General features: G+C 65.8%; 14 protein-coding genes and 1 tRNA gene. 14 read left to right on the top strand and 1 reads right to left on the bottom strand.

Annotated elements, in window-relative coordinates:
* Positions 1-117 precede the first annotated feature (117 nt).
* The gene (locus E5P2_RS16265) at positions 118-495 is read right to left on the bottom strand and encodes an Hsp20/alpha crystallin family protein (protein ID WP_162568163.1); all 378 of its coding nucleotides are present in this window, start codon (positions 493-495) and stop codon (positions 118-120) included.
* A gap of 125 nt (positions 496-620) precedes the next feature.
* Here E5P2_RS16265 and E5P2_RS16260 point away from each other — a divergent pair, with 125 nt between their 5' ends.
* The 14 genes from E5P2_RS16260 to nuoF all read left to right on the top strand — a co-directional run bounded on the left by E5P2_RS16260 (position 621) and on the right by nuoF (position 13,194).
* Positions 621-1,901, top strand: coding sequence for a branched-chain amino acid ABC transporter substrate-binding protein (locus E5P2_RS16260; RefSeq protein WP_162568162.1), 1,281 nt, complete (start codon positions 621-623; stop codon positions 1,899-1,901).
* Between the two features lie 21 nt (positions 1,902-1,922).
* On the top strand, positions 1,923-3,080 hold the full coding sequence (locus E5P2_RS16255) for a pyridoxal phosphate-dependent aminotransferase (RefSeq protein WP_162568161.1): 1,158 nt from the start codon (positions 1,923-1,925) through the stop codon (positions 3,078-3,080).
* Between the two features lie 119 nt (positions 3,081-3,199).
* Positions 3,200-3,466 (top strand): 30S ribosomal protein S15, encoded by a 267-nt coding sequence (rpsO, locus tag E5P2_RS16250; protein WP_007837783.1) that lies wholly within the window; start codon positions 3,200-3,202, stop codon positions 3,464-3,466.
* Positions 3,467-3,684: 218 nt separating this feature from the next.
* The gene (pnp, locus tag E5P2_RS16245) at positions 3,685-6,003 is read left to right on the top strand and encodes a polyribonucleotide nucleotidyltransferase (RefSeq protein WP_232080719.1); all 2,319 of its coding nucleotides are present in this window, start codon (positions 3,685-3,687) and stop codon (positions 6,001-6,003) included.
* Between the two features lie 82 nt (positions 6,004-6,085).
* A complete protein-coding gene (locus tag E5P2_RS16240) occupies positions 6,086-7,084 on the top strand; it encodes an NAD(P)H-quinone oxidoreductase (protein ID WP_162568160.1) in 999 nt (332 codons plus the stop codon).
* A 10-nt stretch (positions 7,085-7,094) separates the two neighbouring features.
* On the top strand, positions 7,095-7,844 hold the full coding sequence (tpiA, locus tag E5P2_RS16235) for a triose-phosphate isomerase (protein ID WP_162568159.1): 750 nt from the start codon (positions 7,095-7,097) through the stop codon (positions 7,842-7,844).
* A 38-nt stretch (positions 7,845-7,882) separates the two neighbouring features.
* Positions 7,883-8,305, top strand: a complete 423-nt coding sequence (secG, locus tag E5P2_RS16230) for a preprotein translocase subunit SecG (RefSeq protein ID WP_162568158.1) — start codon at positions 7,883-7,885, stop codon at positions 8,303-8,305.
* A gap of 120 nt (positions 8,306-8,425) precedes the next feature.
* Positions 8,426-8,510 (top strand) — tRNA-Leu (locus E5P2_RS16225).
* Positions 8,511-8,569: 59 nt separating this feature from the next.
* The gene (locus E5P2_RS16220) at positions 8,570-8,929 is read left to right on the top strand and encodes an NADH-quinone oxidoreductase subunit A (RefSeq protein ID WP_162568157.1); all 360 of its coding nucleotides are present in this window, start codon (positions 8,570-8,572) and stop codon (positions 8,927-8,929) included.
* Between the two features lie 15 nt (positions 8,930-8,944).
* A complete protein-coding gene (locus tag E5P2_RS16215) occupies positions 8,945-9,424 on the top strand; it encodes a NuoB/complex I 20 kDa subunit family protein (RefSeq protein ID WP_021008163.1) in 480 nt (159 codons plus the stop codon).
* 15 nt (positions 9,425-9,439) lie between these two features.
* Entirely contained in the window at positions 9,440-10,048 is a 609-nt protein-coding gene (locus E5P2_RS16210) for an NADH-quinone oxidoreductase subunit C (RefSeq protein ID WP_162568156.1), read from the top strand.
* Position 10,049: 1 nt separating this feature from the next.
* A complete protein-coding gene (locus tag E5P2_RS16205) occupies positions 10,050-11,303 on the top strand; it encodes an NADH-quinone oxidoreductase subunit D (protein WP_162568155.1) in 1,254 nt (417 codons plus the stop codon).
* 8 nt (positions 11,304-11,311) lie between these two features.
* Positions 11,312-11,854, top strand: a complete 543-nt coding sequence (locus E5P2_RS16200) for an NADH-quinone oxidoreductase subunit NuoE family protein (RefSeq protein ID WP_162568154.1) — start codon at positions 11,312-11,314, stop codon at positions 11,852-11,854.
* Positions 11,851-13,194: an NADH-quinone oxidoreductase subunit NuoF gene (gene nuoF / locus E5P2_RS16195; RefSeq protein WP_162568153.1), complete on the top strand. Its 1,344-nt coding sequence runs from the start codon at positions 11,851-11,853 to the stop codon at positions 13,192-13,194. The genes E5P2_RS16200 and nuoF overlap by 4 nt, the downstream gene beginning before the upstream one ends.
* The last annotated feature ends 9 nt before the right edge of the window (positions 13,195-13,203 follow it).

Below are 13,203 nucleotides of genomic sequence, written 5' to 3'. Positions count from 1 at the left end.
ACCGCCACAAAACGTGACGTTATCCGCACTTATTGTCAGATCAAATGAAGTCGGGCCGGCAACAAAAAGTTACCGGCCCGGATATTGTGGTTTTTTTGATTTGAAGGCGCAGACGGATCAGTTGATCGCAAGTTGCGCCGCGTTGCTGACCGGCACCCGTTTGCCCAGTTTCAGCGTCAGCACGCCGTTCTCGAGCTTGGCCTCGCTGGCGGCGACGTCGATGTCCTGCGGCAACTCGTAGGCGGCCTTGAACTGGCGCTTGGCGTCGGCCTTGCTCTCGATGCGCACGACGGCGCCTTCGATGCCGACCGTCAGGTCTTCGCGCGAGAGGCCCGGCACGTCGAGCGTGAGGGTCCAGGTCTTTTCATCCTGCTCGACATTGAGCGCCTGGCGTGCGGTGGCGGTGGAGAAGGCATCGTTCACGAAGCGCTCGAAGCTGCGGTCGTAGGTGCGCGGAACGAAGCGGGAGGTGCGAATGGCGGGTGCGAAAAACATGGTGAAGACTCCTGAATGAACACAACGAGAGGGACAAGGAATGTGTGTCCCGTACACTGCGCGGCGTTTCAACCTGAGTGCCGCTTGCCACTTCATCTAGGCATGGCGGCGCGCGTTTCAAGACAATGAACTCCAGCTTTATTTGGCGCCGAAGGGCCTTGAAAATCGGCGCCCTGGCGCTATGCGCACCGGCGATCGCGCAGGTGCATGCCCAGTCCGCGGCGCCCATCCGGCTGGCGCTGATCGAGAGCATGAGCGGGCCCTTCGCCAACACCGGGGAGGCCGTCTTCCGCAACATCCTGTGGGCTGTCGAACGCGTGAATGCGCGCGGCGGCGTCAAGCTGCCCGGCGGCGCCCGGCCGCTGCAACTGGACCGTTACGACAGCAAGGGGCAGAACGAGGAAGCGCTCTCGGCCTTGCGCGCCGCGATGGACGACGGCGCGCGCGTCGTGCTGCAGGGCAACTCGTCGGCCACCGCCGCCGCGCTGCTCGATGCCATCGACAAGAACAACGAGCGCGACCTGTCGCGGCGCGTGCTGTTCCTCAACTATGCGGCGGTCGATCCGATACTCACCAACGAGCGCTGCAGCTTCTGGCACTTTCGCTTCGACGCGCATGCCGACATGCGCATGGCTGCGCTGATGGACGTGGTGAAGGGCGATGCGGCGCTCAAGCGCGTCTACCTGATCGGCCAGGACTACAGCTTCGGCCAGGCCGTGCTGCGCGAGGCGCGGCGCGAACTCGGCGTGCTGCGCCCCGACGTGCAGATCGTCGGCGACGAACTGCATCCGATGGGCCGCGTGAAGGACTTCGCGCCCTACGCGAGCAAGATCCTCGCGAGCGGCGCGCAGGCGGTGATCACTGGCAACTGGGGCAACGACCTCACGCTGCTCGTCAAGGCGGCGCGCGAGGCCGGCTTCAACGGCACCTTCTATACCTTCTACGGCAATGCGCTCGGCGCGCCGGCGGCGATCGGCGACGCCGGCATCGGCCGCGTGCTGGCCGTCGCCGACTGGTTGCCCAACGTGCCGACACCCGAATCCGAAGCGTTCTATCGCGCGTTCCGAGAACGCTTCCCGAAGCCCGCCGACGACTATGTCCACATGCGCATGCGACTGATGGTCGAGGCGCTGGTGCAGGCGATGGAGCGCGCGGGCAGCGTCGACACCGTGGCCGTGGCGCGCGCGCTCGAACAGGCCGACGTCACCGTCGCGGGACAGCGTGGCCGCATGCGGGCCGTGGACCATCAGTTCCAGCAGCCGCTGGTGGTCGGCGTGATGGACAGGCAGGGCGCGCCCGGCGTGAAGTTCGACGTCGAAGGGTCCGGGTACGGCTTTCGCGTCGTGAAGACGCTCACCGCCGGGCAGGCCGAGATGCCGACCACCTGCAAGATGCAAAGACCTTGATGGCCGGAAGGAACCGATCCGATGCGTGAAGCGATTCACAACCTCGAAGCCTCCAAGATCCGCGAGGTCGCCAATGCCGGCCTGGGGCGCAGCGACGTGCTGGCCTTCTGGTTCGGCGAGAGCGACGAAGTGACACCCGAAGTGATTCGTCAGGCGGCAATCGATTCGCTGCAGCGCGGCGAGACTTTCTATGCCCACAACCTCGGCCTGCCCGAACTGCGCGAGGCGATCGCGACGTACATGAGCGCGCATCACCCGGTGGTCGATGCATCGCGCATCGCGGTCACCTCGGGGGGCGTCAGCGCGTTGATGCTCGCCGCGCAGGCGCTGATCGACGCCGGCGACGAGGTGGTGGCGGTCACGCCCGTATGGCCGAACCTGATCGCGCAGCCCGCGATCCTCGGTGCGCGCGTGCGCTGCGTGCCGCTGGTGCCGAGGGAGGGGCGCTGGATGCTCGATCTCGAGGCCCTGCTTTCCGCGATCGGCCCTGCGACGAAGGTGCTGATCGTCAATGCGCCCAACAACCCGACCGGCTGGACGCTCACGCGCGACGAGCAGCAGGCGATCCTCGCGCACTGCCGCCGCACGGGCACGTGGATCCTGGCCGACGAGGTCTACGAGCGGTTGTACTTCGAGTCGACCGCCAACGGATGCGCGCCGAGCTTCCTCGATGTCGCCGCAGCCGACGACCGGCTCGTCGTCGCGCACAGCTTCTCCAAGAGCTTCCTGATGACCGGCTGGCGGCTCGGCTGGCTGGTGCTGCCGCAGGCGCTGGTCGACGCCATGGGCAAGCTGATCGAATACAACACCTCGTGCGCAAGCGTGTTCACCCAGCGCGCCGGCGTCGCCGCGCTCGCCCACAGCGAGGACATCACGCCGCGCGTCGTCGCGCACCTCAAGGCCTGCCGCGACACTCTGGTGCCGCTGCTGGCCGACATGCCCCGTATCCGCGTGCAGCCGCCCCGTGGCGGCATGTACGCGTTCTTCGAACTCGAAGGCTTCGGCGATTCGCTGGCCGTTGCCAAGCGCCTGGTCGCCGAGGCCGGTCTCGGCCTCGCCCCCGGCAACGCCTTCGCGCCCGAAGCCCAGGGCTGGCTGCGCTGGTGCTTCGCGTCCAAGGATCCGCAGCGTCTCGTGCAGGGCTTCGAACGCCTCCGGACCTGGCTGGCCGCGCCATAGCGCAGTGTGCGAAGCCGAGGCGGGCTATAATCCCAAAGCTTTGCATCCGCAAATGCGCACGGTGCGTGCAGTTCCAGCGCACACCGCAAGTCAAACATCCCGGAACAAGGAAAAAACCAATGATCGCAGCCTCCATCAAGGCCGAAGTTGTCAAGGACAACGCCCGTGCCGCCAACGATACCGGCAGTCCCGAAGTGCAAGTCGCGCTGCTGACCGCCCGCATCAACGAACTCACCCCGCATTTCAAGACGCACGCCAAGGACCACCACGGTCGTCGCGGCCTGCTGCGCATGGTGAGCCGCCGTCGCAAGCTGCTGGACTACCTGAAGTCCAAGGACGCCGACCGCTACACCGCGCTGATCGCCAAGCTGGGTCTGCGCAAGTAAGCCGAATCGCATGCAAGAACGCCTGGGTTAGTCCGCTAGCTCAGGCGTTTTTTACTTCGCGAATCGTTTCCGGAGTGCCAGACAGAGCGAAGCTGTGTCATTCCATCGAAGTTCGAACCGAGCTTCTCTGGAATGGCATCGTGTTCTGGAAAGCGCTCCAGCCCCCGCGGGGCCTGTGATCCGCACAGGTTGGCCGCCATCCAAAACAGGAGCTAAACATGAGCCTCTTCAACAAAGTCACCAAGTCGTTCCAATGGGGCGACAAGACCGTCGTGCTGGAAACCGGCGAGATCGCCCGCCAGGCCAGTGGCGCCGTGGTCGTGGACATCGAAGGAACCGTGGTGCTGGCCACCGTGGTCGCCTCCAAGACCGCCAAGCCCGGCCAGGATTTCTTTCCGCTGACCGTCGACTACATCGAGAAGACCTATGCCGCGGGCAAGATCCCCGGCAGCTTCTTCAAGCGCGAAGCCAAGCCCAGCGAGCACGAGACCCTGACCTCGCGCTTGATCGACCGCCCGATCCGCCCGCTCTTTCCCGAAGGCTTCCTGAACGAAGTGCACGTGGTCATCCACACGCTGTCGCTCAACCCCGAGGTCGATGCCGACATCGCCGCCATGATCGGCGTGAGCGCCGCGCTGTCGGTCTCCGGCATTCCCTTCAGCGGCCCGATCGGCGCCGCGCGCGTGGGCTACATCAACGGCCAGTACGTGCTCAACCCCGGCCAGACCGCGCGCAAGGATTCGCAGATGGATCTCGTGGTCGCCGGCACCGAAGCCGCCGTGCTGATGGTCGAGTCCGAAGCCCTGCAACTGAGCGAAGAAATCATGCTCGGCGGCGTGGTGTTCGGCCATGAGCAGGCCAACATCGCGATCAATGCGATCCACGAACTCGTGCGCGATGCCGGCAAGCCGGTGTGGGACTGGAAGGCGCCGGCCGAAGACGAAGCCTTCGTCGCCAAGGTCAAGGGCCTGGCCGAAGAGAAACTGCGCGCGGTCTACCAGATCCGCAGCAAGCAGGCCCGCACGCAAGCGCTGCGCGAAGCCAACGCCGGCGTGATGGCCGCGCTCAAGGAAAGCGGCGAGCCCTTCGACGCCGGCAAGGTCAACGACCTGCTGTTCGCGATCGAGTCGAAGATCGTCCGCGGCCAGATCCTGGCCGGCGAGCCGCGCATCGACGGCCGCGACACGCGCACCGTGCGTCCGATCGAGATCCGCAACAGCGTGCTGCCGCGCACCCACGGCTCTGCGCTCTTCACACGCGGCGAAACCCAGGCGCTGGTCGTGACCACGCTCGGCACCGAACGCGACGCGCAGCGCATCGACGCGCTGATGGGCGAATACGAAGACCGCTTCCTGTTCCACTACAACATGCCTCCCTTCGCCACCGGCGAAGTGGGCCGCATGGGCTCGACCAAGCGCCGCGAAGTCGGCCATGGCCGCCTGGCCAAGCGCGCGCTCGTGGCCTGCCTGCCGAGCAAGGACGAGTTTCCCTACACCATCCGCGTCGTGTCCGAGATCACCGAGTCGAACGGTTCCTCGTCGATGGCCTCGGTCTGCGGCGGCTGTCTCTCGATGATGGACGCCGGCGTGCCGATGAAGGCGCACGTGGCCGGCATCGCGATGGGTCTGATCAAGGAAGACAACCGCTTCGCGGTGCTGACCGACATCCTGGGCGACGAAGATCATCTGGGCGACATGGACTTCAAGGTGGCCGGCACGACCAACGGTATCACCGCGCTGCAGATGGACATCAAGATCCAGGGCATCACCAAGGAAATCATGCAGGTCGCGCTGGCGCAGGCCAAGGAGGCGCGCATGCACATCCTCGGCAAGATGCAGGAAGCGATGGGCGAGGCGAAGGCCGAGGTCTCGAGCTTCGCGCCGCGCCTGTTCACGATGAAGATCAACCCCGAGAAGATCCGCGACGTGATCGGCAAGGGCGGCTCGGTGATCCGCGCGCTGACCGAGGAAACCGGCACGCAGATCAACATCGACGAGGACGGCACCATCACCATCGCCTCGACCGATCCCGAGAAGGCCGAGATGGCCAAGAAGCGCATCGAGCAGATCACGGCGGAAGTCGAGATCGGCAAGGTCTACGAAGGCCCGGTCACCAAGATCCTCGACTTCGGCGCCCTGATCAACCTGCTGCCCGGCAAGGACGGTCTGCTGCACATCAGCCAGATCGCGCACGAACGTGTCGAGAAGGTGACCGACTACCTGAGCGAAGGCCAGATCGTCAAGGTCAAGGTGCTCGAGACCGACGAGAAGGGCCGTGTCAAGCTGTCGATGAAGGCATTGACCGAGCGTCCGGCCGGCATGGAGTTCAACGACCGTCCGCCGCGCGAAGACCGCGAGCGCCGCGAGCGTTCCGACCGTGGTGATCGCGGCGGCGACCGTGGCGATCGTCCGCCGCGTCCCGAGCGCGCACCGCGCTTCGAGAACAACAACAACGAGCGTGGCGGCGAACAGGCCGAGCAGGTGGTCGAGCAACAGCCGTTGCCGCAGGACGCCCATCGCGGCGAGCATCAATCCTGATGAGGTGCGCGCGGCGGCTGCAACGCCGCCGCGCGTCGTGGAACCAGCGATTTCCGCCCGCCGGGCGCTGCCAGGAAAAACCATGAAAGCCATTGAAATCACATCGTTCGGTGCCCCCGAGGTGCTGCGCGTGGTGGAACGTCCTGCGCCGGTCGCGGGCGCGGGCGAATTGCTGATCCGCGTGGCCGCGAGCGGCGTGAACCGGCCCGACGTGCTGCAGCGCACCGGCAACTATCCGGTGCCGCCGGGCGCTTCCGACCTGCCGGGCCTCGAGGTGGCCGGCGAGATCGTGTCGGGCGACGCGAAGGCAATGGCTGATGCGGGATTCAAGATCGGCGACCACGTGTGCGCGCTGGTCGCCGGCGGCGGCTATGCCGAGCTGTGCGCGGCGCCCGTCGCGCAATGCCTGCCCGTGCCCAAGGGATGGAGCGATGCCGATGCGGCCACGCTGCCCGAGACCTTCTTCACCGTCTGGAGCAACGTGTTCGAACGCGGCCGCCTGCAGAAGGGCGAGACGCTGCTGATCCAGGGCGGCTCGAGCGGCATCGGCGTGACGGCGATCCAGCTCGGCAAGGCGCTCGGCGCCACCGTGATCGTCACCGCGGGCAGCGACGACAAGTGCGAAGCCTGCCGCAAGCTCGGTGCCGACCATGCGATCAACTACAAGACCGCGGATTTCGTCGCGGAGGCCAAGCGCCTCACCGGCGGCAAGGGTGTGGACGTCGTGCTCGACATGGTCGCCGGCAGCTATGTCGCGCGCGAGATCGAATGCCTGGGCGAAGACGGCCGCCTCGTGATCATCGCGGTGCAGGGCGGCGTCAAGAGCGAGTTCAACGCTGGCATGGTGCTGCGCAAGCGGCTCACGGTCACCGGCTCGACCTTGCGTCCGCGGCCGATCGCCTTCAAGGGCGCGATCGCCAAGGCCTTGCGCGAGAAGGTCTGGCCGCTGCTCGAAAGCGGCGCGGTCAAGCCCGTGGTCCACAGCAGCTTCGCTGCCGGCGGCGAGCCGAGCGGCGCCGCGCAGGCGCACGCGTTGATGGAATCGAATCAGCACATCGGCAAGATCGTGCTGACCTGGTGAAGAGACGGCCATGACGAAGAAGAAGCTGATCGCCGGCAACTGGAAGATGAACGGCAGCCTCGGCACCAACGAGGCGCTGTTGAAGGCCCTGCTGCAGGGCATCGGCACGCCCGCCTGCGAGGTCGCGGTGTGCGTTCCGGCGCCGTACCTGGCGCAGGTGCAGGCGCTGGTCGCGCGCTCGCCGATCGCGCTCGGCGCGCAGGACCTGTCGGCCCAGGTGCAAGGCGCGTTCACGGGCGAGCAATCGGCTGCGATGCTGAAGGACTTCGGCGTGCGCTATGCGATCGTCGGTCATTCGGAGCGCCGCCAGTACCACGGCGAGACGGACGAGACGGTGGCTGCCAAGACCGCCGCTGCGCTTGCCAACGGCATCACGCCGATCGTCTGCGTCGGCGAAACGCTGGCACAGCGCGAAGCGGGGCAGACCGAGGACGTCGTCAAGCGACAGCTCGCGGCGGTGATCCATGTCAACGGCCATTGCATCAGCGAAGTCGTCGTCGCCTACGAGCCCGTGTGGGCCATCGGCACCGGCAAGACCGCGACACCCGACGAGGCGCAGGCGGTGCATGCCTTGCTGCGCGCACAGCTGCACCATGCCGCGAGCGAACACGCCGCCGGCATCCGGATTCTCTATGGCGGCAGCATGAACGCCGCCAATGCGGCCGAGCTGCTGGCGCAGGCCGATATCGACGGCGGCCTGATCGGCGGCGCCTCGCTGAAGGCGCCCGATTTTCTGCAGATCATTGCCGCGGCGCGCTGATGCGGGCGCGACGGCCAATCAATTAGGAGTTAGAACGAATGAACGTGGTCCTCAATATCCTGGTGGGCGTGCAGATGCTCACCGCGCTCGCGATGATCGGCCTGATCCTGATCCAGCACGGCAAGGGCGCCGACATGGGCGCGGCCTTCGGCAGCGGCAGTGCGGGCAGTCTCTTCGGTGCCAGCGGCAGCGCGAACTTTCTTTCGCGCACGACGGCGGTGCTCGCTGCGGTCTTCTTCGCCTGCACGCTGATGCTGGCCTACTTCGGTCATGCGCAGCCTTCGGGCGGCGGCAGCCTGCTCGAACGCGCGGCCATCGCCGCACCGCCGCCGGCACCCGCGGCCTCGAACGCGGCAGGGCAGATCCCTGCGGGCAGCGAACCTGCCGCGCAGGCCGCGAGCGCCACGGCGTCGGCGCCGGCTGCACCTGCTTCGGGCGCTGGCCAGATCCCGAGCAAGTGATCCGCGCGTGATCGATGCGGCCGTCGAGTGAAAACGACCGCATTTCAGGGTAAACTCTAAAGCTGTCCGGAAAGCCAAAACCTCAACGGGTTCCTCATGCCATTCGGACAGCAAAAAACCGCGGTCGTGGTGAAATTGGTAGACACGCTATCTTGAGGGGGTAGTGGCGAAAGCTGTGCGAGTTCGAGTCTCGCCGACCGCACCAAATCTCACCGGCAGGAATGAACGCTTCCTGCCGGTGGCAAGCGGTGATAGAACCTCCCGATGAACCTCGATTCCTACCTCCCCGTCCTGCTGTTCATCCTGGTCGGTGTCGGTGTAGGCGTCGCGCCTCAGGTTCTCGGTTACATCCTCGGGCCCAACCGCCCCGACGCCCAGAAAAACGCGCCCTACGAATGCGGCTTCGAAGCCTTCGAGGATGCGCGCATGAAGTTCGATGTGCGCTACTACCTGGTCGCCATCCTCTTCATTCTTTTCGATCTCGAGATCGCCTTTCTCTTTCCGTGGGCGATCGCGCTCAAGCAGATCGGCGCCGTCGGCTTCTGGGCCATGATGATCTTTCTCGCCATCCTCGTCGTGGGCTTCGTCTACGAGTGGAAAAAAGGCGCCCTCGACTGGGAATGACAAGGAATCCGCGAAATGGCCATTGAAGGCGTCATGAAGGAAGGCTTCGTCACCACCACCTACGACTCGGTGGTGAACTGGGCCAAGACCGGATCACTGTGGCCGATGACCTTCGGCCTCGCATGCTGTGCCGTGGAGATGATGCACGCCGGCGCCGCGCGCTACGACATCGACCGCTTCGGCATGCTGTTCCGCCCGAGTCCGCGCCAGTCCGATCTGATGATCGTGGCGGGCACGCTGTGCAACAAGATGGCGCCCGCGCTGCGCAAGGTCTACGACCAGATGCCCGAGCCGCGCTGGGTGCTGTCGATGGGCTCGTGCGCCAACGGCGGCGGCTATTACCACTACAGCTATTCGGTCGTGCGCGGCTGCGACCGCATCGTGCCGGTCGACGTCTACGTGCCGGGCTGCCCGCCGACCGCCGAGGCGCTGCTGTACGGAATCATCCAGCTGCAGCAGAAGATCCGACGCACCAACACGATCGCGCGTGCCTGAACCAAGCGAGAGACGATGACCGACTTTGCCATTGCTCCCGAGGCACTGAAGACCCAGATCACCGAAACGCTCGGCGCCAAAGCCAGGAGCGTCACCCTGCGTCTCGGCGAGGTGACGGTGGTGGTCGGCGCGGCCGACTACATCGAGGCCGCGACTCTGCTGCGCGATGCGCCGGGCTGCCGCTTCGAGCAGCTGATCGATCTCTGCGGCCTCGACTATTCCGACTACCGCGAAGGCACCTGGGAAGGCGAGCGCTTCTGCGTCGTCACGCACCTGCTGTCGGTCAGCCTCAACCAGCGCGTGCGCCTCAAGGTGTTCGTGCCCAACGAAGACCTGCCGGTGATCGATTCGCTGACCGGCATCTGGAACGCCGCAGGCTGGTTCGAGCGCGAAGCCTTCGATCTCTACGGCATCGTGTTCGAGGGCCATGACGATCTGCGCCGCATCCTCACGGATTACGGCTTCATCGGCCATCCGTTCCGCAAGGACTTCCCCGTTTCCGGGCATGTCGAGATGCGCTACGACGCGGACCAGAAGCGCGTGATCTACCAGCCGGTGTCGATCGAGCCGCGCGAGATCACGCCGCGCGTAATCCGCGAAGACAACTACGGCGGATTGCATTGACATGGCGGAAATCAAGAACTACACGCTCAACTTCGGTCCCCAGCATCCGGCAGCGCACGGCGTGCTGCGCCTGGTGCTCGAGCTCGACGGCGAAGTGATCCAGCGCGCCGACCCGCACATCGGCCTCTTGCATCGCGCGACCGAAAAGCTCGCCGAAACGCGCACGTACATCCAGTCGCTGCCCTACATGGACCGGCTCGATTACGTCTCGATGATGAGCAACGAGCACGCGTACTGCCTCGCCATCGAGCGCCTGATGGGCCTCGAGGTGCCGGAGCGTGCGCAGTACATCCGCGTCATGTTCGCCGAGATCACGCGCTTGCTGAACCACCTGCTGTGGCTCGGTGCGCACGGCCTGGACTGCGGTGCGATGAACATGCTCATCTACTGCTTTCGCGAGCGCGAGGACCTGTTCGACATGTACGAGGCCGTGTCCGGCGCGCGCATGCATGCGGCCTATTTCCGTCCGGGCGGCGTCTACCGCGACCTGCCGGACGCGATGCCGCAGTACAAGGTCAGCAAGATCAAGAACGCGAAGGCGATCGAGCGCCTCAACCAGAACCGCCAGGGCTCGCTGCTCGATTTCATCGACGACTTCTGCCGGCGCTTTCCGAAGATGGTCGACGAGTACGAGACGCTGCTCACCGACAACCGCATCTGGAAGCAGCGCACGGTCGGCATCGGCGTCGTCACGCCGGAGCGCGCGCTCAACCTCGGCTTCACCGGCCCGATGCTGCGCGGCTCGGGCATCGAGTGGGACCTGCGCAAGAAGCAGCCCTACGACGTCTACGACCGCATGGACTTCGACATCGCCGTCGGCAAGACCGGTGACTGCTACGACCGCTACCTCGTGCGCGTCGAAGAGATGCGCCAGGCCAACCGGATCATCCAGCAGTGCTCGGCCTGGCTGCGCAAGAATGCGGGCCCGGTGATCACTGACAACCACAAGGTCGCGGCACCGGCGCGCGAGTCGATGAAGGCCAACATGGAGGAGCTGATCCACCATTTCAAGCTCTTCACCGAAGGCTTCCACGTGCCCGAAGGCGAGGCCTACGCCGCGGTCGAGCATCCCAAGGGCGAGTTCGGCATCTACCTCGTGAGCGACGGCGCCAACAAGCCCTACCGGCTGAAGATCCGTGCGCCGGGCTTTCCGCACCTCGCCGCGCTCGACGAGATGTCGCGCGGCCACATGATCGCCGACGCCGTCGCGGTGATCGGCACCATGGACATCGTGTTCGGCGAAATCGACAGGTGAACGCGCCAATGACCTCTGCCACTTCCCACGACACACCCACCGGCGCCTCGGCGCCGCTGTCGGCGGCGACGCTCGATCTCTTCGCGCGCGAAGTCGCCAAGTACCCGCCAGCAGGCAAGCAGTCGGCCGTGATGGCCTGCCTGACCATCGTCCAGAAGGACGAAGGCTTCGTGAGCATGCAGCGCGAGCGCGAGATCGCCGCCTACCTCGGCATCGCGCCGATCGCCGTGCACGAGGTCACGACCTTCTACAACATGTACAACCAGCGGCCGGTGGGCAAGTACAAGCTCAACGTCTGCACCAACCTGCCGTGCCAGTTGCGCGACGGCGCGGTGGCGCTCGTGCATTGCGAGAAGAAGCTCGGCATCCGCATGGGCGAGACCACGCCCGACGGCATGTTCACGCTGCAGCAGAGCGAATGCCTGGGCGCCTGCGCCGATTCGCCGGTGATGCTGGTCAACGACCGCACCATGTGCAGCTTCATGAGCAACGAGAAGATCGACCAGATGATCGACGGCCTGCGCAACGCGGCGACGGAGGGCGCGCCATGACGACCCCCGAGCAAGTGCTCTCGCAGTTCCAGGCCACCGGCGTCCAGACCTGCTTCCACGACCGCCACATCACGCCGCAGATCTATGCCGGCCTGAACGGCACCAACTGGCGCCTGGCCGACTACGAGGCGCGCGGCGGCTACCAGGCGCTGCGCAAGATCCTCGCCGAAGGGCTGACGCCCGACCAGGTGATCGCCGAGGTCAAGGCTTCGGGCCTGCGCGGCCGCGGCGGCGCGGGCTTCCCGACCGGCCTCAAGTGGAGCTTCATGCCGCGCCAGTTTCCGGGCCAGAAGTACCTGGTCTGCAATTCGGACGAGGGCGAGCCCGGCACCTGCAAGGACCGCGACCTGCTGCAGTACAACCCGCACATCGTGATCGAGGGCATGGCCATCGCCGCCTATGCGATGGGCATCAGCGTCGGCTACAACTACATCCACGGCGAGATCTTCACGACCTACGAGCGCTTCGAGGAAGCGCTCGAGGAAGCCCGTGCTGCCGGCTATCTGGGCGACGGCATCCTCGGCAGCAGCTACAACTTCCAGTTGCATGCCGCGCACGGCTTCGGCGCCTATATCTGCGGCGAGGAAACCGCGCTGCTCGAATCGCTCGAAGGCAAGAAGGGCCAGCCGCGCTTCAAGCCGCCGTTCCCGGCCAGCTTCGGCCTCTACGGCAAGCCGACGACCATCAACAACACCGAGACCTTCGCGGCCGTGCCGTGGATCATCGTCAACGGCGGCGCTGCGTACCTCGAATGCGGCAAGCCGAACAACGGCGGCACCAAGATCTTCTCGGTCAGCGGCGACGTCGAGCTGCCCGGCAACTACGAGATCCCGATGGGCACGCCGTTCTCCAAGCTGCTCGAACTCGCGGGCGGCGTGCGCAAGGGGCGCCAGCTCAAGGCCGTGATTCCCGGCGGCTCCTCGGCGCCGGTGCTGCCGGCATCGATCATGATGGACTGCACGATGGACTACGACGCCATCGCCAAGGCCGGCTCGATGCTCGGCTCGGGCGCGGTGATCGTGATGGACGACAGCCGCTCGATGGTCGAGTCGCTCAAGCGGCTCTCGTATTTCTACATGCACGAGTCCTGCGGCCAGTGCACGCCCTGCCGCGAAGGCACGGGCTGGCTCTGGCGCGTGGTGGACCGCATCCACAACGGGCAGGGCAAGGCCTCCGACATGGACCTGCTCAACTCGGTGGCCGACAACATCCAGGGCCGCACGATCTGCGCGCTCGGCGATGCCGCCGCAATGCCGGTGCGGGCCATGATCAAGCACTTCCGCCACGAGTTCGAGGCGCTGATTCCAGGCTACGTCCCCAAGACGACGGCCAAGGCCTGAGCAAGACAC

It is taken from the genome of Variovorax sp. SRS16 (assembly GCF_901827165.1).
Taxonomy (GTDB): Bacteria; Pseudomonadota; Gammaproteobacteria; order Burkholderiales; family Burkholderiaceae_C; genus Variovorax.
The sequence above is the reverse complement of the archived record's forward strand: the minus strand, read 5'-3'. Positions and strand labels throughout refer to the sequence as shown.

Excerpts from the sequence above, each read along its gene's own strand:
- E5P2_RS16265 (WP_162568163.1), bottom strand. The coding sequence starts at position 495 with ATGTTTTTCGCACCCGCCATTCGCACCTCCCGCTTCGTTCCGCGCACC.
- E5P2_RS16260 (WP_162568162.1), top strand. The coding sequence starts at position 621 with ATGAACTCCAGCTTTATTTGGCGCCGAAGGGCCTTGAAAATCGGCGCC.
- E5P2_RS16255 (WP_162568161.1), top strand. The coding sequence starts at position 1,923 with ATGCGTGAAGCGATTCACAACCTCGAAGCCTCCAAGATCCGCGAGGTC.
- rpsO (WP_007837783.1), top strand. The coding sequence starts at position 3,200 with ATGATCGCAGCCTCCATCAAGGCCGAAGTTGTCAAGGACAACGCCCGT.
- pnp (WP_232080719.1), top strand. The coding sequence starts at position 3,685 with ATGAGCCTCTTCAACAAAGTCACCAAGTCGTTCCAATGGGGCGACAAG.
- E5P2_RS16240 (WP_162568160.1), top strand. The coding sequence starts at position 6,086 with ATGAAAGCCATTGAAATCACATCGTTCGGTGCCCCCGAGGTGCTGCGC.
- tpiA (WP_162568159.1), top strand. The coding sequence starts at position 7,095 with ATGACGAAGAAGAAGCTGATCGCCGGCAACTGGAAGATGAACGGCAGC.
- secG (WP_162568158.1), top strand. The coding sequence starts at position 7,883 with ATGAACGTGGTCCTCAATATCCTGGTGGGCGTGCAGATGCTCACCGCG.
- E5P2_RS16220 (WP_162568157.1), top strand. The coding sequence starts at position 8,570 with ATGAACCTCGATTCCTACCTCCCCGTCCTGCTGTTCATCCTGGTCGGT.
- E5P2_RS16215 (WP_021008163.1), top strand. The coding sequence starts at position 8,945 with ATGGCCATTGAAGGCGTCATGAAGGAAGGCTTCGTCACCACCACCTAC.
- E5P2_RS16210 (WP_162568156.1), top strand. The coding sequence starts at position 9,440 with ATGACCGACTTTGCCATTGCTCCCGAGGCACTGAAGACCCAGATCACC.
- E5P2_RS16205 (WP_162568155.1), top strand. The coding sequence starts at position 10,050 with ATGGCGGAAATCAAGAACTACACGCTCAACTTCGGTCCCCAGCATCCG.
- E5P2_RS16200 (WP_162568154.1), top strand. The coding sequence starts at position 11,312 with ATGACCTCTGCCACTTCCCACGACACACCCACCGGCGCCTCGGCGCCG.
- nuoF (WP_162568153.1), top strand. The coding sequence starts at position 11,851 with ATGACGACCCCCGAGCAAGTGCTCTCGCAGTTCCAGGCCACCGGCGTC.